The following is a 24,701-nucleotide window of genomic DNA, read 5'->3' on the forward strand; positions in this document are numbered from 1 at the left end:
CATGACGCCCGAAGCACGAATGCACGACGCACGAGGAGAGCACCGATGACCGGCGCCCAGCCCCTGGGACGCGTGTTGGTGGTCGACGACGACGACACCATCCGCCGCTCGCTGGAGCGCGGCCTGCGGCTGAGCGGCTTCGCGGTGCGCTCGGCCGAGGGCGGGCTGCCCGCCCTCGCGCTGCTCGCCGCCGAACCGCCGGACGTGCTGGTGCTCGACGTCTCGATGCCGGACCTGAGCGGCACCGAGGTCTGCCGCCGGCTGCGCGAGCACGGCAGCGACATCCCGGTCCTGATGCTCTCGGCCCTGGACGAGCTGGCCGACCGGGTGGCCGGTCTGCAGGCCGGGGCGGACGACTACCTGGTCAAGCCGTTCGCGCTGGAGGAGCTGGTGCTGCGGCTGCGCGCGCTGCTGCGCCGCCGCCCGCCGGTGGCCGACGGCGTGCTGCGGGTCGGACCGCTCGCGATCGCCCCGGACACCCGCGAGGTGCACCGCGACGGCGAGCCGGTGCACCTGACCCGCCGCGAGTTCGAACTGCTGGAGCACCTGGCCCGCAACGTCGGCCTGGTCCTCACCCGGGACCAACTGCTGGACCGGGTCTGGGGATACGACTTCGAGGTGCGCACCGACGCGGTCGACACCTTCGTCAGCTATCTGCGCCGCAAGCTGGAGGACGGCGGTCGTCCGCGCCTGATCCACACCGTGCGCGGGGTGGGGTTCGTGCTGCGGGTCCCCGCACCGGGCCACGGGAGCGGCGACGGGACGGGGGCGGTGCGATGAGGCTCGCCACCCGGATCGCGATCTGGGCCGCCGTGCTGCTGCCGCTGCTGGTGCTGGGCACCAGCGCGCTGCTGCTCGGCCTGGTCAGCCACGATCTGCGCAACGAGCAGGACGCGAAGCTGCGCGACCGGGCGCAGCTGGAGCTGCCGTACGTCCGCGCCTACCTCAACGCCGACCACGCGGGACGCACCAGGGTCGAGCAGAACCAGCACCAGAAGGTCCTGGGGGCCGCGCTGGACGTCGGGATCGAGGTGGCCGACGCGAGCGGCGCCCAGCTGCTGGCCGAGGGCCGGCTGCCCGCCGCCGCGGCCCTGCCGCCCGCCACCACCGACGCAGCGGGTCCGGTGACCGTGCGCGCCGGCGGCCAGGCCTGGCGGGTGCTAGCCCGCCCGGTGACCGGCGCCGACCCGGGCACGCTCTGGGTGGCCGTCCCGGCCTCCGCCACGGCCGCGCAGGTCAGCGCGGTACGGGGCCGGATCGTCCTGGTCACCCTGCTGGCCGCGCCGCTCGCCGGCCTGCTCGCCTACGGGCTGGCCCGGCGCGCCACGGCCCCGCTCAGCCGGCTCGGGCGCCGCGCCGCCGCGCTCGACCCGCAGGCCGGGGCGGCCGGCTTCGACCACCGGCACAGCGGGATCGGCGAGGTGGACGAGCTGGCCGCCGCGCTGGCCGGGGCGCTGGCCCGGTACGACGAGCAGGCGGCCCGCACTGCGGGGGCGCTGGAGACCGCGCGCTCGTTCTCGGCGGCAGCCTCGCACGAGCTGCGGACCCCGCTGATGGGCCTGCAGACCAACCTGGACGTGCTCGCCGCCCACCCCGATCTGCCGCCCGCCGAGCGCGCGGAGATCCTCGCCGACCTGCGCAACGACCACCGCCGGATGCTCGACCTGCTCACCGCGCTGCGCATGCTGGCCCGCGGTGATCTGGTGGAGCAGGAGGCCTTCGGGCCGCTGGACCCGGCCGATCAGATCACCGCAGCAGTGGCCGAACTACGGCGGCGGTGCCCGGAGTTGGAGATCATGACCGACCTGCCGGAGGCGGCCGGTCCGGGCGGCGCCCCGCGGGTGTTCGGCTGGGAGGCCGGACTGCGGATCGTCTGTGACAACCTGCTCGCCAACGCGGCCGTGCACGGGCGGCAGCCCGGCCGCCCCGGGCGGATCGCGGTGGCGCTGCGCCAGGAGGCCGACCAGGTGGTGCTGACCGTGGACGACGCGGGGCCGGGCATCCCGCAGGCCGAGCGCGCCGCCGTCTTCGACCGGTTCCACCGCCGGCGGGACAGCCCGGGCTCCGGCCTCGGGCTGACCCTGGTGGCCCAGCAGGTGGCCCTGCACCGGGGCGCGGTGAGGGTGGCGACGCCGCCGTCCGGGAGCGGCTGCCGCATCGAGGTCCGGCTGCCGCTGCTGGCCTCCCCCGACGCGCCGACGCTGCCGCTGCCGGCCCGCCGGGACTGGATCGGGGCGACCGGCTGACCGGCCGACCAGCTGTCCGGCCGGGAGCCGAGCCGGGGATCCACTCACAAGGAATCCACAAGGAACCCCCCTACCGTCCTGCTCAGCCGGGCCGCCCACGGGCCCGGCGCCACCCGATCCAGGACCTGGAGGACCACGTCATGCTCTCCTACCGCAAGGCCGGAGCCACCCTCGGCGCCCTCGCCCTCGGCGGCACGCTGCTCGCCGCCGCCGTCCCCGCCCAGGCCGCGACCCCGACCCCGAGCACCGCCCCCACCGGCGACGGCGCCAAGGGCATCTGCAAGCGGCTGCCGAAGACCGAGCAGCGGGTGCAGAAGGCCCTGGACCGGCTGAACGGTCCGGCCACCGAGAACGGCTCGGTCGCCCGGCTCCAGCAGCGGGTCGACAACGCCAAGAACGCCGGGCAGACCGCGATCTACACCTACCTCAACGACCGGCTGACCTTCCGCAAGAGCCTGCTGCCGACCCTGACCACCCGGCAGTCCGACCTCCAGTCGGTGGCCACCTGGTGCTCCTCGCAGGGCCTGGCCGCGCCGAGCGGCACCGCCCAGTGATCCGGCCGCCGGCCGCCCGGGCCGGGCGCACCGCCGCGCTCGCGGTGGGCGCGGTGCTCGCCGCACTGACCCTGACCGCCTGCGGCGGCTCCGGCGGCTCCGGCGGCTCCGGCGCGAACGCGGGGCCCGGCACCGGCGCGCAGCCGGCCGCCGCCGCCACACCCGCCGCGACGTCCACCGGCTCCGCCCCGGCCGACCAGCAGCTGAAGGACATGCAGCAGAAGCTCGACGCGGCCGAGAGCGCCGCCTCCGCCGCCGACTCGGATGCCGCGCAGAACAACTGACGTCACATCAGCGCCCGGTCCTGACCGACAGGACCGGGCGCTGACGGCTCTGCGCCGCCGTGGGCGGCCGTGCGCTCGGCCGGTCCACCTGTCAGGACCCGCCGCCCGTCGGCTTGACGTCCCGGTGGGCGATCAACCACTATCTCGGGCATGGACCACGGCACCGAGCTCGTCTGCCGCCTGCACGTCGATCTGCGACGCCAGGCGAGCGACATGTGTGCCTGCTGACCTGTTGAGCACGCGCTCCGGCGCGCTCCGCTCCGCCGCACCCCGCCCCGTGACCACCTGCCGGGGTGTGCGGCCCCGCACTCTTCACCGTCATCGGGCCCCTCCCGCTCGTCGGTAGCCGCACGTCACGCGGCTGCGGCTGCGGGTGCCGGCCGCCGCGCGCACCCCGAGCTTCCGTGAGGACTCCCCATGAGTGTCGAACTCGTGAGCACCGATCCGCCGTCCGCCCCGGCGGGCCACCCCACCGACGAGCGCACCCCGCTGAGCCCCGCCGCGCTGAGCCCCGCCGCACTGCGCGCCATCGTCACCGAGCTGGCCGAACGGCCGCAGGAGTGGATCCACAAGGTCCGCCTGTCGGTCGGCGAGCGCTGGTACGAGCGGCTGGCCCTGACCGAGGACCACGAGGTCTGGCTGATCAGCTGGCTGCCCGGCCAGTCCACCGGGTTCCACGACCACGGCGGCTCGCGCGGCGCGTTCACCGTGGCGCTCGGCGAGCTGGAGGAGCTGTCGATCGGCGGCGAGGACGGCGAGTTGCGCACCCGCCGGCTGCCCACCGGCACGGCCCGCGCGTTCGGACCGGAGTTCCTGCACGACGTGCGCAACACCGCGGGCGGCCCGGCTGTCACTCTGCACGCGTACTCTCCACCGTTGAACGAGATGTCGCGTTACGAGTTGCGCGCGAGCGGCCTGCGGCTGACCGCGCGGGAGGGGAAGGAGCAGTGGTGACGACCGTCGACGATCTGGTGGCCAGGGCCCGCGCGGGCGTGCACCGCCCGGGGCCCGAGGAGGCCCACCGCGCCTGGCAGCGCGAGGACGCGCTGCTGGTCGACATCCGCCCGGCCGCGCAGCGGGCCCGCGAGGGACAGGTGCCCGGCGCGCTGGTGATCGAGCGCAATGTGCTGGAGTGGCGGCTCGACCCGGCCGGCAGCCACCGGATCCCGGAGGCGACCGGCTACGACCTGCCGGTGGTGCTGCTCTGCTCCGAGGGCTACGCCTCCTCGCTCGCCGCCGCCTCGCTGCGCGAGCTGGGCCTGCACCGGGCCACCGACCTGGACGGCGGCTTCGTCGCCTGGGCCGCCGCAGGACTACCCACCGTGCCCGGGCCGGACGGAACGTAGCCCATCCGGTCAGAACCTGTGCCACTTCCGTCCCGGATCGGCCGAATCTTGTCGCGATTCTGACATCGCGCCAGGTCCGGTCGGCGTGTCGGATCCGTCACCGATCACCGTTCAGGGTTTCCCTTGGTGCAGTCGGGGGCAGGCAGCCACGGGTGTCCGCCCTGACAACGCCGCACTCGCCCCACCGACGACGGTGCCCCGGCACCCCAGCTAGGAATTCCTTGTGATCAGATTTGACGGCGCCGGCAAGCGCCATCCCGACGGCACCATCGCCGTGGCCGGCCTGGATCTCACCGTGCCCGCCGGGCAGACCACCGTCCTGGTAGGGCCCTCCGGGTGCGGCAAGACGACGATCCTGCGCATGGTCAACCGGATGGTCGAGCCCACCTCGGGCCGGGTCCTGCTGGACGGGACCGACGTCGCCCAGTTGGAGGCCGCCAAACTGCGCCGCGGCATCGGCTACGTGATCCAGCAGGCCGGCCTCTTCCCGCACCGCCGGGTGCTGGACAACATCGCCACCGTGCCGTACCTGCTCGGCTGGGACCGCAAGCGGGCCCGCGCCCGCGCGATGGAGCTGCTCGAACTGGTCGGGCTGGCTCCGGAGACCGCCAAGCGCTATCCGTTCCAGCTCTCCGGCGGCCAGCAGCAGCGGGTCGGGGTGGCCAGGGCACTGGCCGCCGATCCGCCGCTGCTGCTGATGGACGAGCCGTTCAGCGCCGTCGACCCCGTGGTGCGCGCCGGACTGCAGGAGGAACTGCTGCGGCTGCAGGCCGAGCTGAACAAGACCGTGCTCTTCGTCACCCACGACATCGAGGAGGCCGTGCGGCTCGGCGACCAGATCGTGGTGCTGCGCGAACACGGCCTGATCGGGCAGGTCGCCGACCCGGCCACGCTGCTCAGCGCGCCCGCCGACGAGCTGGTGGCCGCCTTCCTCGGCCGCGACCGGGGCCTGCGCTCACTCGGACTGCGCCCGGCGGAGGGCATCACCCTGGTGCCGCACACCCTGCCATTCGAGGGCTGGACGCTGACCGTGGACGCGCATGGCCGGCCCACCGGGTGGCGCCCGGCCGCCCTGGGCGACACCGCCGCCGAAGCGGTGGACGGCCACCGCCAGGTCGCCGTCTACCGGCCGGGCACCGACACCCTGCGCACCGCACTGGACAGCGCCGTGCTCTCCCCCGCCCGCGCGGCCGTGGCGGTGGACCCGGCGGGCCGGGTGCTGGGCCTGGCCCCGCGCGCGGCGGTGCTCGACGCGCTCGACGCGGCGGGCCCGCAGGCACCCGCGCTCAGCGACCCGGCCCCCACGGCCCTGACCAAGACGCCCGCCACCGGGGCGAGCGGCGCCGAACCGGTGGCGGACGCCACCGGCATAGCCGCCGACCCGGCCAGCAACAGCGGAGCCGGCCATGGACGGTGAGCCCCTGGTCCGCTGGAACTGGATCCGCGACCACCTCGGCTACCTCTGGGACCTGCTGCGCGACCACGCGGTGATCTCGCTGGTCCCCGTGCTGCTCGGCCTGCTGATCGCGCTCCCGCTCGGGCTGCTCTGCACCCGCTTCCCCCGCCTCTACCAGCCACTGGCCGCGGTCTTCAACGTGGTCTACGCGCTGCCCTCACTCGCGGTCTTCGTCGTGCTGATCCCCTACACCGGTCTGGCCACCCAGGCCACCGTGATGATCCCGCTGACCTGCTACGCGCTCGCCGTGCTGCTGCCCACCACGGTGGACGGGCTGCGCGCGGTGCCCGAGCCGGTCCGCCAGGCGGCCACCGCGCTGGGCTACGGCCCCTGGCGACGGCTGGCCGCGGTCGAGCTGCCCGCAGCCGTGCCCTACCTGATGGCGGGCCTGCGGGTCGCGGCGGTCTCCAGCATCTCGCTGGCCAGCGTGGGCGCGCTGGTCGGGCGCGGCGGGCTGGGCTACCTCTTCATCGACGGCTTCCAGCGCACCTTCCCGACCCCGATCGTGGCGGGCATCGTGCTGGTGGCGGCGCTGGCGCTGGCCACCGACGCGGTCCTGCTGCTGGCCCGCCGGCTGCTCGCGCCGTGGGCCGTCCGCGAATCGGCGGTGGGCCGGTGAACTGGGGCGGCTGGCTGTCGACGTTCTTCACCGATCCGGACCGGCTGCACGGCCCGGACTCGATCGTGCACCGGGTCACCGAACACCTGCTGCTGTGCGGCGAGGCGCTCGGTCTCGCCTTCCTGATCGCGGTGCCGCTGGGCCTGCTGCTCGGCTACACCGGCCGGGCGGCGGCGCTGGTGACCGCGCTGACCGGGGCGGCCCGCGCGCTGCCCACCCTGGGCCTGGTCACCCTCTCGGTGCTGGTCGCCGGGGTCGGCGACAGCGCCGTCCTGGTACCGCTGGTGGCACTGGCCGCGCCGGTGCTGCTGGTCGCCGCCTGCGAGGGCGTGCGCGGCACCGACCCCGACCTGCGCGACGCCGCCCGGGGCATCGGCCTCACCCACCCCCAGGTGCTCTGGCAGGTCTGCGTGCCGTGGGCACTGCCCGCACTGCTGGCGGGCCTGCGCACCGCCACCGTCCAGGTGATCGCCACCGCCACGGTGGCCGCCTACGTGGGCCTGGGCGGCCTGGGCCGCTACGTGGTCGACGGACTGGCCACCCAGGACTTCCCGCAGACCCTGGGCGGCGCGCTGCTCGTGGTCCTGCTCGCGGTGGCCGCCCAGCTGTTCTTCGCGGCACTCGGCCGCTGGGCACTGCCCGCCGGGCTGCGACGGCGCTGACCCCGGCTCCGCCCTCTTTCCTGTTCCTGAAAGGACCCTTTCCATGCGTTCGCGTTCGCGTGCCGTCAGCTCCGTCGTCCTGCTCAGCGCCGTCGCGCTGGCTGCCAGCGCCTGCTCCAGCTCCTCGTCCGGCAATCCGCTCGGTGGCGGCTCCAAAGCCGCCGGCGACGGCTCGACCGTCACCGTCGGGTCGGCGAACTACCCGGAGAACGTGCTGCTGGCCTCGATCTACTCGCAGGCGCTGCAGGCCAAGGGCGTCAAGGTGACCGAGAAGTTCAACATCGGCAGCCGCGAGCTGCTCTACGGGCAGATCAAGGACGGCAAGCTGACCGTGCTGCCGGAGTACAACGGCGCGCTGCTCGCCTACCTGGACAGCAAGTCGACCGCCGCCACCGAGGCCGACGTCAATGCCGCGCTGACCAAGGAGCTGCCCGGCAGCCTGGGCATCCTGAACTCCTCGGCCGCCGAGGACAAGGACTCGCTCACGGTCACCCAGGACACTGCCGCCAAGTACAACCTGAAGAGCATCGCGGACCTGACCGCGCAGGCCTCGAACTTCACCGTCGGCGGCATGCCGGAGTTCAAGTCGCGCCGTGAGCAGCAGTTCAAGGACGCCTACGGGCTGACCTTCAAGGACTGGAAGCCGACCGCCGACACCACGGCCAACGCGATCAAGGACGGCACGATCCAGGTCGGCGACGTCTTCACCACCGACCCGAAGCTGCTGCAGCTGGGCCTGGTCTCGCTGACCGACCCGAAGAACGTGTTCGGCGCGCAGAACGTGACCCCGCTGGTCTACAAGGCCGGGGTGAACGACACCGCCGCCGCCGCGCTGAACGCGGTCTCGGCGAAGCTGGACACGGCGACGCTGGTCGCGCTGATGAAGAAGGTCTCCATCGACAAGGACGACCCGGAGGCGGTCGCCAAGGACTGGGTCAAGACCGCCGGCCTGAGCTGAAGCCCACGACGAAGGCGCGGGCCCGGGACGGATCTCTCCGTCCCGGGCCCGCGCCTTCGTCGTCGGACCGGCGGCTCAGTACCAGTGGTGGGACTGCCAGAAGGACCAGGCGGCGTTCGGGCTGCCGTAGCGCTCGTTCATGTAGTTCAGCGTCCACTTGATCTGGGTCACCGGGTTGGTGCGCCAGTCCGAGCCGGCCGAGGCCATCTTGCTCGCGGGCAGCGCCTGGCCCAGGCCGTAGGAGCCGGAGGACGGGTTGGTGGCCTGGAAGTTCCAGCTGCTCTCGTGGCTGACGATGTTGGCGAACGAGGTCCATTGGTTGGCCGGCACCATGCTCTGGGCCAGCGCGCGGATGCCGCTGGGGCTGGTGTCGGTGGCCACCTGGGGCTGCGGGGCGGGAGCCGGGGCGGGCGCGGGCTGCGCGGCGGGCGCGGGGGCCGGGGCGGGCTGCTCGGCCGGGGCCGGCTGCTGCTCGGGCTGCGGCTGCTGCTCCGGCTGCTGCTGCTCCGGCTGGGCGTCGGCGGCCGGGGCGTCGGCCTGCGGCTGCTCGGGGGCGCCGAACGGCTCGGCGGTCAGCAGGGAGCCGCCCTGCGGGGTGTTCGGCTTCAGGTAGGACGCGGCGTCGATCTTGCCGGTGTCGCCACCGGCCGCCAGCGGCGCGACGGCGTCGGGCGCGGCCTTGGTGGAGAGGCTGAGCGAGGCGCCGGCCACCTCGGCGGCCCGGGCGCTCGGGGCCGCGGTGGTGGCGGCGTCGGAGGGGAGCGCGAAGGCCACGGCGGAGGCGGCACAGGTGGCGGCGAGGCCGGCCGAGGCGAGGACCACGGAGGATCGTCGACGCACGGTGGACATCAGGGCGCTGCGCATGCTGGATCTACCTCGTTCGTGTAGCCGGTCCCGGGCGCACGACAGCAGCGCGGCGGCAGGCCGCAGGCTGTTGCGGGCACATCGGAACCGTGGGCACCCCGGTGTCGGTCGGTGCCGTACGGAAGCGCGCCACCGCAGAAGGAACGGCACCGGAACCGATCGGCCCGGTGCGGGCGGCGCGCTTGGCGACTCGTCCAGGTTTAACCCGAGCGCTCCGGGGGGATCAAACCCTGCCACTACGACGGTCGATCGTAGGTCGGTCTGCGAGGTACCGGCGCCGACCAGTGCTGCCAGCGTGCCGGGCCACGATCCCCGGCCGTAGTCCCGATCGGCCTGTGGTTGTTGTCACCAGGCCGGTCACCATGGGTCACCGGCCGGCTGCGCCGCGAAATCGCTTGCCCCGGCGGACGCGGCCCGGCCAGGCTGTCGGCGCATGACACCTCATCTCGACCCCGAAGTACTCGCCTACTACGAGCGCGGCGCGGAGGCGGGCCGCCTGCACCACGGCCACAACCGCCTGGAGCTGTGGCGCACCCAGGACGTACTGCGCCGACTGCTGGCCGGGGCCGCCCCGGGCGGGGAGCCGCTGCGGGTCCTGGACGTGGGCGGGGGCGCCGGCATCCACGCGCAGTGGCTGGCCGCCGACGGGCACCGGGTGACGCTGGTCGACCCGGTCCCGCTCCACGTCGAGCAGGCCGGGCAGCTGCCGGGCGTGGCGGCCGTCCTCGGTGACGCCCGGGCGCTGGAGGCTGAGGACGCCTCGGCGGACGCGGTGCTGCTGCTCGGCCCGCTCTACCACCTGCCCGAGCGCGCGGACCGGCTGCGCGCGCTCGCCGAGGCGCGCCGAGTGGTGCGCCCCGGCGGGCTGGTGGTGGCCGCGACCATCAACCGCTTCGCCGGCCTGCACGACACCCTGCGCAGCGGCGCGTACTTCGAGCCGGCCAAGCGGGCCGTCACCGACGCCTGCGTGGCCGGCGGCGAGCTGCGCCCGGTGGGCGGGCAGAGCCTGTTCACCACCGCCTACTTCCACCAACCCGCGCAGGTACCGGTGGAGTTCGAGCAGGCCGGGCTGACCGTGCGGGGCCAGTACGGGCTGGAGGGCGCGGCCTGGCTGCTGGGGATCGAGGAGCGGCTCGACGACCCGGAACAGCGCGCGCTGGTACTGGACGCACTGCGGCGGGCCGAATCCGAGCCCTCGCTGCTCGGGATCAGCGGGCATCTGCTGACGGCCGGGACTCGCCGACCGCAGGGATGAGCCGACCGCCGGAACACGCTGACGGCTGGTCAGGCACCGTATGCGCACCGGCCGGATTCCACGGGGGATCCGGCCGCGTGGCGGTCGGCGCTCTTGACAGCACAGTGGTCTAGTCCAACCATAAGGTCTGTCCATCCGACCGGGATGCACTGTGGGGGTGTGACCACCGGCCGGCAGGGACTCGCCCTGCCTTGATCTGCCCACCGCCCCCTACTCGTTCACCGCACCCACTGGCTCGCGGCTGTTGCCCGCAGGCCGGTCGTCGTCATGCGCACCTCGCTCTGTCCCCCACCCTTTCCGTTACGTCTGCTGGAGCACTGATGCGACTTCACAGATCCGTCCAGGCGGTGCTGACCGCCGGAGCCACCCTGGCCGCCTCGGCCGGCCTGATGGCCGGTGTCGGCACCGCCGCCACCGCCGCGCCCGCCGCCACACCGCTGCCGGCGCACGTCTTCGCGCCCTACTTCGAGGCCTACAGCAGCGACAACCCGGCCACCCTGGCCAGCCAGTCGGGCAACAAGTACCTCTCGATGGCGTTCGTCCAGGCCGCCACCAAGGGCTCCTGCACCGCCTACTGGAACGGGGCCACCAGCACCCCGATCGCCGCCTCGACCTACGGCAGCCAGATCAGCTCGATCCAGGCGGCGGGCGGCGACGTGATCCCGTCCTTCGGCGGCTACGCGGCCGACGACGGCGGCACCGAGATCGCCGACAGCTGCACCGACGTCAACCAGATCGCGGCGCAGTACGAGTCGGTCATCACCACCTACAACGTCAACCGGATCGACCTCGACACCGAGGACAACTCGCTGACCAACACCGCCGGCATCGACCGCCGCAACAAGGCGGTCAAGCTGGTCGAGGACTGGGCGGCGGCGAACGGGCGCAACGTCCAGTTCTCCTACACCCTGCCGACCACCACCAGCGGGCTGGCGGACAGCGGGCTGGCCGTGCTGCGCAACGCGGTGAGCAACGGCGCCCGGATCGACGTCGTCAACATCATGACGTTCGACTACTACGACGGCGCCAGCCACGAGATGGGCACCGACGCGGAGAACGCCGCCAGCGGCCTCTACAGCCAGCTGGCGAGCCTGTACCCGAGCAAGACGCCCGCCCAGCTGTGGAGTTCGATCGGCATCACGATGATGCCGGGCATCGACGACTTCGGCGCGGGCGAGACCACCACCGTCGCGGACATGGCCAACGTGCAGAGCTGGGCCACCGCGAAGGGCGTCAACACCCTGTCGTTCTGGGCGCTGGAGCGCGACAACGGCGGCTGCGTGGGCACGGCCGGCTCGGACACCTGCTCCGGCATCGCGCAGAACACCTGGGACTTCAGTCACGCCGGTGAGCCCTTCACCTCCGGCGGCGGCGTGGTGACCAACGACTTCTCGCTCGCCGCCTCCCCGGCGAGCGGCTCGGTGCAGCCGGGCTCCTCGACCAGTGCCACCGTCAGCACGGCGGTCACCTCGGGCAGCGCGCAGAGCGTGGCCCTGACCGTCTCCGGCGCCCCCGCCGGCGTCACCGCCACCCTCAGCCCGGCCAGCGTCACCGCCGGCGGCAGCTCCACGCTGAACATCAGCACCACCGCCGCCACCGCGCCCGGCAGCTACCCGCTGACCATCACCGGCACCGCCGCCTCCGGCAGCCACACCGCCGGCTACACCCTGACCGTGGCGGGCACCGGCACCAACGACTTCTCGGTCGGCGTCAGCCCGGCCACCGGCTCGGTCACCGCCGGCGGCACCGCGAGCGCGGCCGTCAGCACGGCGGTCACCTCGGGCAGCGCGCAGAGCGTGGCCCTGACCGTCTCCGGCGCCCCCGCCGGCGTCACCGCCACCCTCAGCCCGGCCAGCGTCACCGCCGGCGGCAGCTCCACGCTGAACATCAGCACCACCGCCGCCACCGCGCCCGGCAGCTACCCGCTGACCATCACCGGCACCGCCGCCTCCGGCAGCCACACCGCCGGCTACACCCTGACCGTCACCGGTGCCACCACCAGCGGCCTGGCCAACGGCGGCTTCGAGAGCGGCAGCCCGAGCCCGTGGACCTGCCAGTCGGGCAGCGCCGTGGTCAGCACCCCGGTCCACTCCGGCAGCCACGCGCTGCAGGTGACCCCGAGCGCGAGCCAGACCGGCGAGTGCGACCAGAGCGTCACCCTGCTGCCCAACCACGCCTACACGCTGACCGGTTGGGTGCAGGGCTCGTACGCCTACATCGGCGTCAGCGGCGGCGCCACCGGCTCCACCTGGACCAACAGCAGCGGCTGGACCCAGCTGAGCGTGCCGTTCACCACCGACGCCACCGGCAAGGTCACCGTGTACGTGCACGGCTGGTACGGCCAGGCCAACGTGTACGCGGACGACTTCGCGGTCAGCTGACCGCTCTCTCCCGCCGACCTTCGTGGCCCCACCCCGCCGTCCTCCGGCGGGGTGGGGCCATCGGCGTCGATACGGCATGATCGGGACCACCCGGCCCCTCTCCCACGGACTCCAGGAGTCGCCATGCGCAAGGTCCTGATCACCGGTGCGACCGGCACCGTCGGCCGTCCGCTGGCCCGCCTGCTGGTCGAGCGCGGCGATCAGGTGCGGGCGCTGGTACGGGATCCGGCGCGGGCCGCACCGCTGCTGCCCGAGGGGGTGACGGCGGTGGCGGGTGACCTCACCGACGCGGCCTCGCTGCGGGCGGCCGTCGCCGGGTGCGACACCGTCTTCCACACCGCCGGGCTGGCCGAGCAGTGGCTGCGGGACAAGGGCGGGTTCCACCGGGTCAACGTGACCGGGACCGAGCAACTGGTGGCGGCCGCCCTGGCCGAGGGCGTCGAGTGCTTCGTCCACACCAGCACCATGGACGTCTTCGAGCGCCCGCGCGACCGGGCCGTGGCCTTCGACGAGACGGTGCTCGCCGCCGAGCCGCTGGGCACCGCGTACGAGCGCTCCAAGCAGGAGGCCGACCGGCTGGTGACCGCCGCGGTGACCGAGCGCGGGCTGCCCGCCCGGATCACCCACCCGGCGGCGGTCTTCGGCCCCGGCCCGGCCCGCCCGGCCGCGCTCAACCGGATGCTGGTCGACCTGGCCCGGGGCCGGGTGCCGATGCTGCCGCCGGGCGGCATGGCGGTGGTCTTCAACGAGGACCTGGCCCGCGGGCACCTGCTGGCCGCCGAGGCGCCGATCGGCTCGCGCTACCTGTTCAGCGACCGGTTCCTGGAGCTGCCGGCCATCGCCGAGCTGGTGAAGTCGGTGCGCCCCTCGGCCCGGGTGCCGATGACGATGGGCGCCCCGGTCGCCTGGGCGTACACGGCGATCGGCGAGCTGACCGCGAAGTTCACCGGCACCGCGCCGCAGATCTCCTTCGGCGAGCTGCACTTCCTCACCTCGGAGGTCAACCCGGACGCGCGGCTGGCCCGGCACGCGCTGGGCTGGGAGGTGACCGACCTGGCGACGGCGGTGGAGCTGACACTGCGGCACTACAAGGCGAGGTGACGGCCCGTCAGTCCGCTGTCGACTCTTCGAGCAGCTTGCCCGGGTTCATGATCCCCTGCGGGTCGAGCGCATCCTTCACCGTGCGCAGCAGGGCGAGTTCGACCGGCGAGCGGGTGGCGGCCAGCGCCTCCCGCTTGAGCACGCCGATGCCGTGCTCGGCGCTCACGCTGCCGTCGAACTCGCCGACCAGACGGTGGACGACTGCCGAACTCCCCTCCCCCGACAGCACGTTGAAGTGCACGTTGCCGTCGCCGACATGCCCGAAGGCGTTCACCACCGCCCCCGGGCAGGCTGCCGCCACCGCCCGCTCGGCGGTTTCGATGAACGCGCCGATCGCACCCAGCGGCACGCTCACATCGTGCTTGACCGCGCCACCCGCCCGCTTCTCGGCCTCCGGCAGCGCCTCGCGCAGCGCCCAGAGCGCACGGGCCTGGGCCGCATCCAGCGCCGGGACGGCATCCACGGCCAGGCCGTGCTCGATCGCCTCGGCCAGCAGTCCCTCCAGGGCGGCGGTCAGCGCGGCACCGTCCCGGGTGGCGATGGCCTCGACCAGCACGTACTGCGGGTGCGGGCGGTCGAACGGGTCCTTGGCAGAGGGCAGTTGGGCGAGCACCAGGCCGAGTCCGGTGCGGCTGAACAGCTCCAGCGCGCTCAGCCGCTCCTCCAGCAACTCGCGGGCGAGCGCGAGCAGTCCGGGCAGCACGTCGAGTCCGGGCAGCGCGAGCAGGGCCACCGCGCGGTGCCGGGGCCGGGGGAACAGCCGCAGGGTGGCGGCGGTGACCACGCCGAGCGTGCCCTCGGAGCCGATCAGCAGCTGCTTGAGGTCGTAGCCCGTGTTGTCCTTGCGCAGGGTGCGCAGCCCGTGCCAGATCCGGCCGTCCGGCAGCACCGCCTCCAGGCCCAGCACCAGCTCCCGGGTCATCCCGTAGCGCAGCACGTTGCTGCCGCCCGCGTTGGTGGCCACCACGCCGCCGATCCGGCAGCTGCCCTCGGAGGCGAGGCGCAGCGGGAAGAGCAGGCCGGCCTCGGCGGCAGCCCGCTGCACGTCGGCCACCACGCAGCCGGCCTCGGCGGTGAGTGCGAAGTCGGGCACGTCGACGCTGCGGATCCGGTTCAACTCGCGCACGCTCAGCACCACCTGGGTGCCCTCGCCGAGCGGGATCGCGCCGCCGACCAGACCGGTGCCGCCGGCGAACGGCACCACCGGCACGCGGTGGCGGGCGCAGACCGAGACGGCCGCGGCCACCTCGGCCGTACTGCGCGGACGCAGCACGGCGGCGGGGTGGGCGGGCAGCAGGCCGCGCTCGTCGCGCACGAAGCCGGCCGCCGCGTCGCCCGGCGCCAGCACCCGGTCGGCGCCCAGCGCGCGGCGCAGCTCGGCGAGCGCGGGGGCGAGCGCGGCGGGGACAGGGTCGGGGGTGGCGGGCGGCGTCACAGGGCAACGGTAGCCGGGCACTGCCCTCCCGCACGTGTTTCCGTTAGCGTGGCCGGGCTTGATCGATTTCTCGCCCGAGGAGAACGGGGTTCCGCATGTCCGACAACGTCCACGTGCTCGCACCCGCCGGGGTCGCCCCCGGCAACGGCTACAGCCAGGTGGCCTGGGGCACCGGCCGGCTGATCACCGTCGCCGGACAGATCGCCCTGGACGAGCACGGCGAGCTGGTCGGCGTCGGCGACCCGGCCGCCCAGGCCGAGCAGGTCTTCGAGAACATCCGCCGCTGTCTGGTCGCGGCCGGGGCCGGCTTCGACGACGTGCTCAAGCTGACCTTCTTCCTCACCGACCTCGCCCACCTGCCCGCGATCCGCGCGGCCAGGGACGCCGTGTTCGACGCCGAGCGGCTGCCGACCTGCAGCGCACTGGTGGTGGCGGCGCTGGTCCGGCCCGAGTTCCTGTTCGAGATCGAGGCACTGGCGGTCGTGCCCGCGACGGCCGGGCAGGGCTGAACACGCTCGGGGAGTGGCGCGGCGCGCCACTCCCCGGCGGCTCACGGGAGGAACTTCACCTCGGGGAAGGCGCGGGAGGGGCCGTCGAGCAGGTGCCCCCGGCGCTCCCGCAGGTACCGGTCGAAGAACGCCCGCGGGTACGCCTGCTGGATCCGCACCGCCCGGGCCGGATCGATGGTGCCGATCGCGTCCTGAACCTGCGCCTCGGTCATCCCGAGCACCTTCGCCAGCTGCGGGATCAGCGCCGCGTCGTCACCGTACGACGCGTGGATCGCGCCCTCGGCCTGGATGTTGAGCCGCCAGCCCCGCAGGTGCGACCAGAACTCGGCGGCGGCGGGATCCTGGGCGCGGGTGAACACCGCGGTCATCATCAGGAACGGCCGGTCCAGGTCGGTGGTGATGGTCGGCTGCATCGGGCCGTCCAGGCTCAGCCCGGCCCGGACGCGCTGGTCCGCCAGCATGGTGAGGGCGGTCGCCGTCCCGCCCTTCGACCAGCCGAAGACGCCGATGCGGTCCAGGTCGAGAGCGCCGGACAGGCCGGCGGGCAACGGACGGTCCTCGGCATCCGGATTGCGCCCGGCGGCGAGGTCCTCGATACGGTCCAGGACGAACCGCAGGTCCGTGGCGAAGTCCTTGGGACCGGGCATGTACGCCGGGTCCTGGACCGGGGTGACCACCCGGCCGTCGGGGAACTCGCTGAACGAGTCGTACGAGTGGTCCACCGTGACCACCACGTACCCGTGGCTGGCGAGTTCCTGGACGATGGTGGTGTGGTCGCTGCGGTGGCTGTGCGCGCCGTGCGAGAAGACGACGATCGGCAGCCGTCGGTCGCCGCGCCGCACCGGAGCGCCCTCGTGGCCGGCCGTGAGCGGCGCCAGGGCGGGGTCGATGTCGTAGCCACCGGAGACGAGGAACGCGCGCAGGGCGCCCGTGGTCATCCAGGGCGCCGACGGGTACCCCTCGACGTCCCGGGCGGGGTACCAGACGCTGGCCATCAGCTCGCGGAAGTGCCCCGGGCCGGCCACCTGGTCCGGCCGTGAGCTGTCGACGAGGTGCAGCGCCACCGTGCCCACCGGGTGCGGCCCGGTCGGCGTGGGGAGGGTGAACTGCGCCGGGCCGGGAGCCGCGGCGGCGGTCGCCTGAGCCGCCCACGCGGGTGCGGCGACGACGAGCGGAACGGCGGCGCCGACGGCGACTGCGGCGCGAAGTATGTGACGGCGCGTCATCGTGGTGGGTTCCTGCTGATGGTCCGTCTGGTGCCGGTTCGTATCCATGAGTCGAACGCTGTCACGCGTTGCATGCGAACACATCCGACCACGGGCTGACCCGCGGCCTGCGTAGTGGCCCACAGATGTACGCCCCGGGGTGACGACCCCCTGCCGACCCGGAAGGATGCGAGACTGTCGGATACGTAGAGTCACCACCAGAGACAAGGAGACACCTCGTGAGCGTCGAAGCGAAGGCCGGGTCGGCTGCAGTCGGACTGGATGTCGGATTCATCGGGCTGGGCGGGATGGGACGGGAGATGGCCGCCCACCTGGTCAAAGCCGGCCACCGGGTGCGGGTGTGGAACCGCTCCCCCGCGCCGGTGACGGCACTCGTCGCACTGGGCGCCGAGGCGGCGGCGACGCCGGCCGAGGCGATGGCGGCCGACGTGGTCGTCTCGATGCTCGCGGACGACGCGGTGGTGACGGAGCTGCTGCTCGATGAGCAGGTGCTGGCGGCGGCGGGCGCGAGCGTGCACGTCAACATGGCCACCGTCTCGCCGGAGCTGGCCCGGCGCGCCGCCGAGCTGCACCAGCGGCACGGGATCGGCTACGTCGCCGCGCCGGTGCTGGGCCGCACCGACGTGGCCGCCGCGGGAAACCTCAGCATCCTGGCGGCAGGCGAGAGTTCGCTGGTCGACCGGGTGGCACCACTGTTCGAGGCGATGGGGCGTCAGACCTACCGGCTCGGCGAGCGGCCGGAGTTGGCGAACATCGCGAAGATCAGCGTCAACTTCATGCTGATCTCGGCCATCGAGGCACTGTCGGAGGCGACGGCGCTGGCCGAGGCCAACGGCTTGGCGGCGGACCAGTTGGTGGAACTGCTCTCGGGCACGCTCTTCCCTGGCCCGGTGTACGCGGGCTACGGCTCGATGATCGCCGAACGGCGGTACGACCCGGCGGCGTTCCGGCTCGTGCTCGGCCTCAAGGACGTGGGCCTGGCGCTGAACGCGGGCGCCGCCGCCAAGGTGCCGATGCCGATCGCGAGCGTGCTGCGCGACGCCCTGATCGAGAGCATCGCGCACGGCGACGGCGAGCGGGATCTGGCCGCCCTCGGCGAGACGGCCAGGCGTCGGGGTGGCGCTGGGCAGGGCTGAGGGGGCGGGGCGGGGCCGAGGGGGCGGCGGTCGGGGCCGAGGGCACGGCGGTCGGGCCTGGGGTGGCGGCCCGAGGCCGAGGTCAGGCCAGGGCGCCGTTGGTGAGGAGGACGGCCGAGGCGGCGTCCGCGAGCCAGGAGGCCGCCTCGGTGATCCGCCGCACGTGGTAGTCCGCGCAGACCGTGGGCAGGTGCTCGACCCTGACCCAGTGGATCGCACGCAGGTCCGGGCCCGCCTCCGCACGGGGGCGGGCCATGGCGGCCTGTGCGGCGGTGAGTTCACGGGCGAAGACGAAGTTGTAGCCCTCGCACACGCCGGACTCGGGCTTGGCGCGCGCGTAGTCGACGGTCGCCAGGTCGGCCCCGCTGAACGGCAGTGCGAGCCCGAGTTGGGCCCTGACCAGGCGCTGCACGGTCGCCCGGGGCTCCTCGTCCGACCGGCTGTGGCCGCCGGGCAGATTGAGGCAGGGGCGGTGGGCCAACTCCAGGAGCAGCACGGAGCGGTCGTCGGGATGGAGCAGCACGGCCTGGCCGGCGATCCGGCGGCGGGGCGGGGTGGTGAAGTGGGTCCGGTCCCAGGACAACGGGGCCTCCTTGCGGGTGGTGCGGGTGGTGCGGGGTAACTGCGGGGAACTTCGTTCGGGCTAGGTGCACTTGGTGTGCTGGAGGCCGTGCCGACGGCGAAGCACGCGGGCGTCGACAGCGCCGCTCGGGTCACCGTTGGCCGTGTCGGCGCGCTCCTTGTGGACGAGGCGCGCGCACTCCTGGCAGCCGGGGACGGGAGCGGGGAGGGGCGGGGGTTGGGGTGAGATCGGGGGCGTGGGGAGCATGGACGGCGCGAGGTCGATCATGCCGTCGGCTCCGGGCCGGAGTTGGGCGTGACGGGAAGCGGCGGCACCTCCGGCAGCCGGACATCGGCGGCGCAGCGGGGCGCGTTGCGCTGGACGACGGGCGCCAGATCCGGTGCGTCGAGCACGGGTTCGAGCCGGTCGGGGTCGGTGTCCCATTCGCAGCCTCCCCCATTCGGGCGAAGGTAGGCGCGGCCACCCAAGGTGTCCATGTAGATGCCCTGTCTGCCGTGGTTGGCCAAATCGGCTACCAGTTGGCCGACTTGGGGACGGTAGACAGTGGTGGGGGATGCCGGGTACGCGGGCATGGCCACTCCTTTCCGTAGTCGATCCACTACCGAGAGCGCCCACTGTCCCGTACGCTCGGGAACTGTTCAACTTGCCCATGGGCTAAGTGGAGTCCGAGGAGTGCCCGTGAACCGGAAGAAGCTTGATCCCCAGTCATCCCCCCGAGCCGCCTTCGGACACCAGCTCCGCACCTCGCGGGAGGCGCGCGGCTGGTCGCAGACCCAACTGGGCGGGCGCATCGGGTACTCGGACACCTACATCTCCGCGCTGGAAACGGCCCGTAAATCCCCCACCCTGAAGTTCGCAAAGTCGGCGGACTCGGCTCTGGGGACGGGTCAGACCCTTGAGTTGATGGTGCGGGGGATCAAGAACTCCGCACTGCTGGAGGGCTTCCCGGAGCACGCGGCACAGGAGGCGCGGGCGGCGGAGATCAGGATCTTCGAGCCGATCATGATCCCTGGACTTCTCCAGACTCCGCAGTACGCCGCGGCGCTGGCCTCAGCGGCGGTTCAACGCGGCAGCATCAGCCAGGAGCAAGCAGATGAACGCGTACGCTTCCTCGCCGTGCGCCAACGGCTTCTGCGGCGCTCCGCCCCGCCCCTGATCCACGCGGTCATGGATGAGAGCTGCATCCGGCGCCCGGTCGGAAGCACCGAGATCATGCGCACCCAGCTCGATCATCTCGTCACGATGGCGGCCCGGCCGCACGTGATCATCCAGGTGGCACCGTTCAGCCTGGCCGAGTTCGTGCCGTTCGGAGCCGTCGTGACCCTCCTGACCTTTGCAGACCGGTCGGTGGTCGGCTACACCGAATCGAATGACCAAGGCTATGTGGTCCGGCAGGACGAGACCGTCCGGGCGTGGGAGAGGGACTACCATCAGCTCCAGGTGGAAGCATTGTCGAAAGCTGCATCTGTAGCGCTGATCCGCAAGGCCCGAAAGGAACTTCCCTCATGACCGACCCCGCAGACCTGTCGGGCGCTGCCTGGTTCAAGTCAAGCCACAGCAACAATGGGGGTACCTGCGTAGAGGTCGCCCCCAACTTCCCAGGGGTAGTCCCCGTCCGTGACTCAAAGAACCCCCACGAGCCCGCCCTCCTCTTCCCCGCCACCGCCTTCGCCGCCTTCATCACCGGCATCAAGGCCGGCCAGTTCACTTCTGTCTGACCATGCATCAGCCGGGCCGACCTGATCTCCTCAGGTCGGCCCGGAGCCGTTCCGAGGCACCCTTGTCCCGCTCACCAGGGCGCGGGAGAATCTGTGCCCATGACCGACCCGGACCTCTCCCAGGCCAACTGGTTCAAGTCAACCCACAGCGGCAACGGCGGCAGCTGCGTCGAGATCGCCGCCGACATCCCCGGGCTCGTCCCCCTCCGCGACTCCACCAACCCGGACGAGCCCACCCTCCTCTTCACCACCACCGCCTTCGCGGCCTTCATCACCGGCGTCAAGACCGGCCGGTTCGCGTTCCTCTGACCACCACCACCGCCTACCGGCTCAGCGCCCCCGTCAACCCGTCGGCGGTGGTCTCCACCCAGATCAGGCGGCGGAGGACCTGGTACCCGATGGCTTCGTTCACCGCGATCATGTGGACGTTGTCCTCGTTGTTGCTCGTCACGATGCGCCGCACCTGTGGTCGCTCCCGCAGGACCTGGCGCGTCATGGCCGCCTTCAGCGCCCGGCCGAGGCCGTGTCCACGGTGCGCCCGCACCACGGAGGTGTCGTTCACGTAGGACTTGTCCGGGCGGTAGGCGTAGGTGAGGAGCCCCGTGACACCGGCGATCTCACCGCTCGCCTCGTGGACCGCGACCACCACCCGCTCCTCGGCACCCTGGTCAGCCAGCTCCCGCTCCTCCCGACGGATCCGCTCGGCGTCCCACCGAACGATCTGGATACTCGACTCGCCCATCGGCGCGTCCTGCACCGCCTCCCTGGCGGCCGCGTACGCCTCGATCAGCTCCTCCGGGGCCGTGCCGACCCAGCCGGCCAGGCGGTACCCGGCCGGGACCGGCACGTCCCACCGCTCCGGCTCGGTCTCGTCGACCATCAGCATCATGATCGCCGTGCGATTGACCGCCCGGAACCCGAAGCGAGCGGCCCACAGGTCCCCGGGGGAGCCGGACTTCATCGCCTCGCCGGTCACCGTCGGCCGCCCGGTCTCCCGCACCGCCGGCAGGACGGCCCGCAGCACGGCGGTGCCGATCCCCCGGCGCCGGTACTCGGGATGCACCGTCACGGTCACCTGCGCGATCCCGCTGTTCTCGCCGTCCTGCAACGCGAGCCGGCCCAGACCGACCAACACCCCGTCCACGTAGGCGGCCCAGTACCGGCACCTCCCCTCGTGCGGCCAGGGTGTCCGCAGTCGGCCGACCGTGGCCTCGTAGCCGGCCGGTGGCTCCTCGGGGAAGTCGACCCGCCAGGCGGCCGCCGAGGCGAGGTGGTACTCGGAGAGTTCGCGCTCCGAAGCCGTCGCCGCGTCGAACGGCCGTATCTCCATGCTCATGGTTCCCCCACCGACGATCACTCAGGCCCTCAACCTAACTCTCCCCCCGGAGAGATGTCCGCCGTTCGCACTCCACCGCCACGAAGACGCCGACCATCGAGGAGGCGCCACCACTGGACCTGCCCCCCGGACCGCGTGGCCGAAAGAGCCCACCGTCTACCAGCGCGACGCCGCCGACCTCGCCGACCTGTTCGACCTGGACGGCGCCCGCGCCATAGTCGCCGACCGCACCCGCCGCCCCATCGAACGGGCCACGTCCAGGCGGGCGCCCTCGTCCCCGACCTGCCCACCCCGGCGCTGTCCTCCCAGCTACCGGAAGCCGTCGCCGCTGACGCCCGGAGTGCCCTGGTGAACTTCTTGGAGCGCCTCGACCTCACCGCGGCCGGGCAGTGGATCAGTGACAGGCAGCAGTGCGAGGTCCTGGCGATCGCCTAGCCTCACAGCACCACGAGAACCACCGAAGGGGCTGAGCAGGTAGGTGGCCAAGCACCGCAGGTCTTGCCAGTGGGCAGGATGTCAGAGATACGCCAACCTGCGGGACCTCGACACCGGACAGGATTTCTGCACACCGTGCGCCGTGGCCATGCTGTACGCGGCCGACGATCCGATCACCAACTTCCGTGAGTTCGACGAGTCGTCGGAGTACGCGAACGCGCTGCGGGACCGGCCGGTCCTGGGCCTGTTCGGCTGGCCCGGTGGCCGGTGACCGGCAGCCCTCTGATCGCTGGGATGGCCGCTCCGGCCGCGCGGTGGGGAGGTGCGGGAGCGGTGGAGCCGGCGGCCGGTGCGTGGGTGACGCACCGGCCGGCTCGGCTCCGGAGCAGATGTTGTTCGCGTTGCCGGTGTTACACCGTGCCCAGATTCAGGTGGGCGGACGGCTACGGCTGCAGGCGTCCCGCGAAGCGGCGGGCGAAGGCGTCGGCGGTGTCGGCGGTGACCGTGTAGTCGTAGCGGCCGGCGGCGGTCGGCGCCAGCACCGCCTCGGCACTGCCGCCGGGGGCGACCGTGACCGTGGCCGGGGTCGAACCGGCGGCACCGAAGGCCGAGTTGGCGCCGATGGTGAAGACCACCGGCTTGCCGCCCTGGTTGGTCAGGGTGATCCGCACGCCGTCGGGGGTCTCCACCGAGGCGACCTCGGGGTGGCCCTTGGCCGGGTCGCTCCAGGTGCGCACGTCGCCCTGGTAGCCGCGCAGGAAGCCGTCGGGGCCGTGCGCGTCGATGTCGTAGGGGCCGCCGCTGACGCCGAGGGCGCTGAAGAAGTCGCTGACGGTGCCGCCGACCGGCAGCGTGTAGCGCCAGGCGCCGAACTGGCGGAAGTTCACGGCGTACATCGAGATCCCGGCGCCCAAGGTGCCCAGGTTGTCCAGGGTGATCCAGAGCTGACCGGTGGTGGTGTCGGTGCGCGAGGAGGAGCCGAAGCGGTAGCCGGTGGGCAGGGCGGGCCGGTCGCCGGGCTCGACCTGGGGGGCTTTCTGGATGACCGGCGGGAAGAGCGGCGGCAGCAGCTTCTTGTCCTGCTCGGCCAGGTCGGCCAGCAGCTGCTTGGTGTCGGGCAGCGCCGGGAAGGTGCGGTTGCTGGTGGTGAAGTCGAAGGCGGACATCAGGTCGCCGCAAACGGTGCGGCGCCAGGCGGAGATGTTGGTCTCCTTCACGCCGGTCCAGTTCTCCAGGAAGCGCAGCACCGACGTGTGGTCGAAGACCTCGGAGTTGACCCTGCCGCCGCGGCTCCACGGCGAGATGACGATCATCGGCACCCGCGGGCCCAGGCCGATCGGCACGCCCCCGATGAACTCGTCGGGGGTGCCGTCGGGCGCCACCGGTGGCACGACGTGGTCGAAGAAGCCGTCGTTCTCGTCGTAGTTGAGCAGCACCACGGTCTTCGCCCAGACCTCCGGGTGGGCGGCCAGCGCCTGGAGCACGTACGCGGAGGTGAAGTCCGCGCCTTGGGCGGGCGGGTAGTTGGGGTGCTCGGACTGCGCGGTCGGGGCGACCACCCAGCTGACCGCCGGCAGCGTGCCCGCCGCCACGTCGTTCGCGAAGTCGTCGGCGCCGGCCCGGGCCATGCCGCGTTGGTAGAGCGGGGAGTCCTGCGGGGCGGTCTGGAAGCTCTTGAACCAGGCCAGGGCATTGTCGTCGAAGTTGTCCTGCTGCTGGTAGACCTTCCAGGAGATGCCCGCGGCCTGCAGGCGCTCCGGGTAAGTCGTCCAGGTGAAGCCGGACTTGCTGTTGTCGGTGGCCGGGCCGCCGCCGGTGCCGTTCGGGTCGATCATCCCGGACCACAGGTAGAGCCGGTTCGGGTCGGTGGAGGTCATCGCGGAGCAGAAGTACTGGTCGCAGAGGGTGAAGTTGTCCGCGAGCGCGTACTGGAAGGGGATGTCCTGGCGGGTGTAGTAGCCCATCGTGTACCAGGTCTTGGCCGGGACCCAGTTGCTCCACTGCCCGTTGGCCCAGGCGCTGTGGGTGCCGCCCCAGGAGTGGTCCAGGTCGAAGATCCGCTGGGCGTCGCTGGTGGAGGTGTCCAGGTGCCAGGGCAGCAGGTCGGTGCCGCCGACGGTGCCGAGCAGCTTCTGGCGCAGCACGTCCGAGCCGCCGGGGAACCGGACCCTGGAGGTGTCGCCGTAGCCGCGCACGCCGTTCAGGGTGCCGAAGTAGTGGTCGAAGGACCGGTTCTCCTGCATCAGCACCACGACGTGTTCGACATCGTCCATCGTGCCGGGCGCGGCCGGCGCGGCCAGCGCCTGCTGGACGGAGCCGGGCAGCGCGCCCAGGCCGAGGGCGGCACCGGAGGCGGCGGCCGAGCCGAGCAGGGCGCGGCGGGAGAGCGGGGACACGGGTCCTCCTGAAGGCGGGGGCGCAGTTGGCTACTTGCGGGTAGGGGGATGATTCCAGCGGAGGGTGAACGGTGGAAGACCCGGGGACAGCCAAAAAGGTGTCCATACATGTCCGTCCCGCATTGCGCGCACTTGCCACACAAACGGCAGCTGATTAATCATCAGGTTCAAGGCAGCACTGACGACTTCGCCCCGCCGGAG

General features: G+C 72.8%; 26 protein-coding genes. 19 read left to right on the forward strand and 7 right to left on the reverse strand.

Annotated features, from left to right (window positions below; all coding sequences use genetic code 11):
- The first annotated feature begins 45 nt into the window (after positions 1–45).
- The 10 genes from OG500_RS09215 to OG500_RS09260 all read left to right on the forward strand — a co-directional run bounded on the left by OG500_RS09215 (position 46) and on the right by OG500_RS09260 (position 8,125).
- Positions 46–780, forward strand: a complete 735-nt coding sequence (locus OG500_RS09215; RefSeq protein ID WP_327066024.1) for a response regulator transcription factor — start codon at positions 46–48, stop codon at positions 778–780.
- Positions 777–2,246 carry a sensor histidine kinase gene (locus OG500_RS09220; RefSeq protein WP_327066025.1) on the forward strand — a complete coding sequence of 490 codons (1,470 nt, stop codon included), beginning with the start codon at positions 777–779 and terminating at the stop codon, positions 2,244–2,246. Before OG500_RS09215 ends, OG500_RS09220 begins: the two co-directional genes overlap by 4 nt.
- A gap of 140 nt (positions 2,247–2,386) precedes the next feature.
- Positions 2,387–2,800 carry a hypothetical protein gene (locus OG500_RS09225; protein WP_327066026.1) on the forward strand — a complete coding sequence of 138 codons (414 nt, stop codon included), beginning with the start codon at positions 2,387–2,389 and terminating at the stop codon, positions 2,798–2,800.
- Positions 2,797–3,084: a hypothetical protein gene (locus OG500_RS09230; protein ID WP_329578496.1), complete on the forward strand. Its 288-nt coding sequence runs from the start codon at positions 2,797–2,799 to the stop codon at positions 3,082–3,084. Before OG500_RS09225 ends, OG500_RS09230 begins: the two co-directional genes overlap by 4 nt.
- A gap of 417 nt (positions 3,085–3,501) precedes the next feature.
- Positions 3,502–4,038, forward strand: coding sequence for a cysteine dioxygenase (locus OG500_RS09235; protein ID WP_327066028.1), 537 nt, complete (start codon positions 3,502–3,504; stop codon positions 4,036–4,038).
- The gene (locus OG500_RS09240) at positions 4,032–4,430 is read left to right on the forward strand and encodes a rhodanese-like domain-containing protein (RefSeq protein ID WP_327066029.1); all 399 of its coding nucleotides are present in this window, start codon (positions 4,032–4,034) and stop codon (positions 4,428–4,430) included. The genes OG500_RS09235 and OG500_RS09240 overlap by 7 nt, the downstream gene beginning before the upstream one ends.
- Positions 4,431–4,653: 223 nt before the next feature.
- Positions 4,654–5,847: an ABC transporter ATP-binding protein gene (locus OG500_RS09245; protein ID WP_329578500.1), complete on the forward strand. Its 1,194-nt coding sequence runs from the start codon at positions 4,654–4,656 to the stop codon at positions 5,845–5,847.
- A complete protein-coding gene (locus OG500_RS09250; RefSeq protein ID WP_327066031.1) occupies positions 5,837–6,505 on the forward strand; it encodes an ABC transporter permease in 669 nt (222 codons plus the stop codon). Before OG500_RS09245 ends, OG500_RS09250 begins: the two co-directional genes overlap by 11 nt.
- On the forward strand, positions 6,472–7,167 hold the full coding sequence (locus OG500_RS09255) for an ABC transporter permease (RefSeq protein ID WP_327066032.1): 696 nt from the start codon (positions 6,472–6,474) through the stop codon (positions 7,165–7,167). The genes OG500_RS09250 and OG500_RS09255 overlap by 34 nt, the downstream gene beginning before the upstream one ends.
- Positions 7,168–7,210: 43 nt before the next feature.
- Positions 7,211–8,125: an ABC transporter substrate-binding protein gene (locus tag OG500_RS09260; RefSeq protein WP_327066033.1), complete on the forward strand. Its 915-nt coding sequence runs from the start codon at positions 7,211–7,213 to the stop codon at positions 8,123–8,125.
- A 75-nt stretch (positions 8,126–8,200) separates the two neighbouring features.
- Here OG500_RS09260 and OG500_RS09265 read toward each other — a convergent pair whose 3' ends face one another.
- Positions 8,201–8,989 carry a transglycosylase SLT domain-containing protein gene (locus OG500_RS09265; protein WP_329578508.1) on the reverse strand — a complete coding sequence of 263 codons (789 nt, stop codon included), beginning with the start codon at positions 8,987–8,989 and terminating at the stop codon, positions 8,201–8,203.
- 433 nt (positions 8,990–9,422) lie between these two features.
- Here OG500_RS09265 and OG500_RS09270 point away from each other — a divergent pair, with 433 nt between their 5' ends.
- From OG500_RS09270 to OG500_RS09280, 3 genes are all read left to right on the forward strand, one after another.
- The gene (locus OG500_RS09270; protein ID WP_329578511.1) at positions 9,423–10,244 is read left to right on the forward strand and encodes a class I SAM-dependent methyltransferase; all 822 of its coding nucleotides are present in this window, start codon (positions 9,423–9,425) and stop codon (positions 10,242–10,244) included.
- Positions 10,245–10,564: 320 nt separating this feature from the next.
- Complete coding sequence (locus OG500_RS09275; protein ID WP_329578514.1) at positions 10,565–12,625, forward strand: glycosyl hydrolase family 18 protein; 2,061 nt, start codon at positions 10,565–10,567, stop codon at positions 12,623–12,625.
- Positions 12,626–12,748: 123 nt separating this feature from the next.
- Entirely contained in the window at positions 12,749–13,726 is a 978-nt protein-coding gene (locus OG500_RS09280) for an NAD-dependent epimerase/dehydratase family protein (protein WP_329578517.1), read from the forward strand.
- 7 nt (positions 13,727–13,733) lie between these two features.
- Here OG500_RS09280 and OG500_RS09285 read toward each other — a convergent pair whose 3' ends face one another.
- Entirely contained in the window at positions 13,734–15,161 is a 1,428-nt protein-coding gene (locus tag OG500_RS09285) for an FAD-binding oxidoreductase (protein ID WP_329578520.1), read from the reverse strand.
- A 95-nt stretch (positions 15,162–15,256) separates the two neighbouring features.
- Here OG500_RS09285 and OG500_RS09290 point away from each other — a divergent pair, with 95 nt between their 5' ends.
- Complete coding sequence (locus OG500_RS09290) at positions 15,257–15,670, forward strand: RidA family protein (RefSeq protein ID WP_327066039.1); 414 nt, start codon at positions 15,257–15,259, stop codon at positions 15,668–15,670.
- 41 nt (positions 15,671–15,711) lie between these two features.
- On the opposite strand, the gene OG500_RS09295 is transcribed toward OG500_RS09290, so the two are convergent.
- Positions 15,712–16,896 carry an alpha/beta hydrolase family protein gene (locus OG500_RS09295; RefSeq protein ID WP_329578525.1) on the reverse strand — a complete coding sequence of 395 codons (1,185 nt, stop codon included), beginning with the start codon at positions 16,894–16,896 and terminating at the stop codon, positions 15,712–15,714.
- A 218-nt stretch (positions 16,897–17,114) separates the two neighbouring features.
- On the opposite strand from OG500_RS09295, the gene OG500_RS09300 reads away from it, so the two are divergent.
- Positions 17,115–18,032 carry an NAD(P)-dependent oxidoreductase gene (locus tag OG500_RS09300; RefSeq protein ID WP_329578528.1) on the forward strand — a complete coding sequence of 306 codons (918 nt, stop codon included), beginning with the start codon at positions 17,115–17,117 and terminating at the stop codon, positions 18,030–18,032.
- Positions 18,033–18,114: 82 nt separating this feature from the next.
- Here the strand turns inward: OG500_RS09300 and OG500_RS09305 are convergent, their stop codons facing one another.
- Entirely contained in the window at positions 18,115–18,615 is a 501-nt protein-coding gene (locus OG500_RS09305) for an NUDIX hydrolase (RefSeq protein WP_329578531.1), read from the reverse strand.
- A gap of 263 nt (positions 18,616–18,878) precedes the next feature.
- Positions 18,879–19,187, reverse strand: coding sequence for a hypothetical protein (locus OG500_RS09310; RefSeq protein ID WP_329578534.1), 309 nt, complete (start codon positions 19,185–19,187; stop codon positions 18,879–18,881).
- Positions 19,188–19,293: 106 nt separating this feature from the next.
- Between OG500_RS09310 and OG500_RS09315 the strand changes: the two genes are divergently transcribed.
- The 3 genes from OG500_RS09315 to OG500_RS09325 all read left to right on the forward strand — a co-directional run bounded on the left by OG500_RS09315 (position 19,294) and on the right by OG500_RS09325 (position 20,642).
- Complete coding sequence (locus OG500_RS09315; RefSeq protein ID WP_329578537.1) at positions 19,294–20,124, forward strand: helix-turn-helix domain-containing protein; 831 nt, start codon at positions 19,294–19,296, stop codon at positions 20,122–20,124.
- Positions 20,121–20,333: a DUF397 domain-containing protein gene (locus tag OG500_RS09320; protein ID WP_329578540.1), complete on the forward strand. Its 213-nt coding sequence runs from the start codon at positions 20,121–20,123 to the stop codon at positions 20,331–20,333. Before OG500_RS09315 ends, OG500_RS09320 begins: the two co-directional genes overlap by 4 nt.
- Positions 20,334–20,432: 99 nt before the next feature.
- Positions 20,433–20,642 (forward strand): DUF397 domain-containing protein, encoded by a 210-nt coding sequence (locus OG500_RS09325; protein WP_329578543.1) that lies wholly within the window; start codon positions 20,433–20,435, stop codon positions 20,640–20,642.
- A gap of 13 nt (positions 20,643–20,655) precedes the next feature.
- On the opposite strand, the gene OG500_RS09330 is transcribed toward OG500_RS09325, so the two are convergent.
- Entirely contained in the window at positions 20,656–21,669 is a 1,014-nt protein-coding gene (locus tag OG500_RS09330) for a GNAT family N-acetyltransferase (RefSeq protein ID WP_329578546.1), read from the reverse strand.
- A gap of 577 nt (positions 21,670–22,246) precedes the next feature.
- Here OG500_RS09330 and OG500_RS09335 point away from each other — a divergent pair.
- Positions 22,247–22,375, forward strand: a complete 129-nt coding sequence (locus OG500_RS09335; protein ID WP_327066052.1) for a hypothetical protein — start codon at positions 22,247–22,249, stop codon at positions 22,373–22,375.
- A 172-nt stretch (positions 22,376–22,547) separates the two neighbouring features.
- On the opposite strand, the gene OG500_RS09340 is transcribed toward OG500_RS09335, so the two are convergent.
- The gene (locus tag OG500_RS09340) at positions 22,548–24,500 is read right to left on the reverse strand and encodes a phosphocholine-specific phospholipase C (protein ID WP_329578549.1); all 1,953 of its coding nucleotides are present in this window, start codon (positions 24,498–24,500) and stop codon (positions 22,548–22,550) included.
- Positions 24,501–24,701: the final 201 nt, after the last annotated feature.

The sequence above is a fragment of the Kitasatospora sp. NBC_01250 genome (assembly GCF_036226465.1).
GTDB lineage: Bacteria > Actinomycetota > Actinomycetes > Streptomycetales > Streptomycetaceae > Kitasatospora.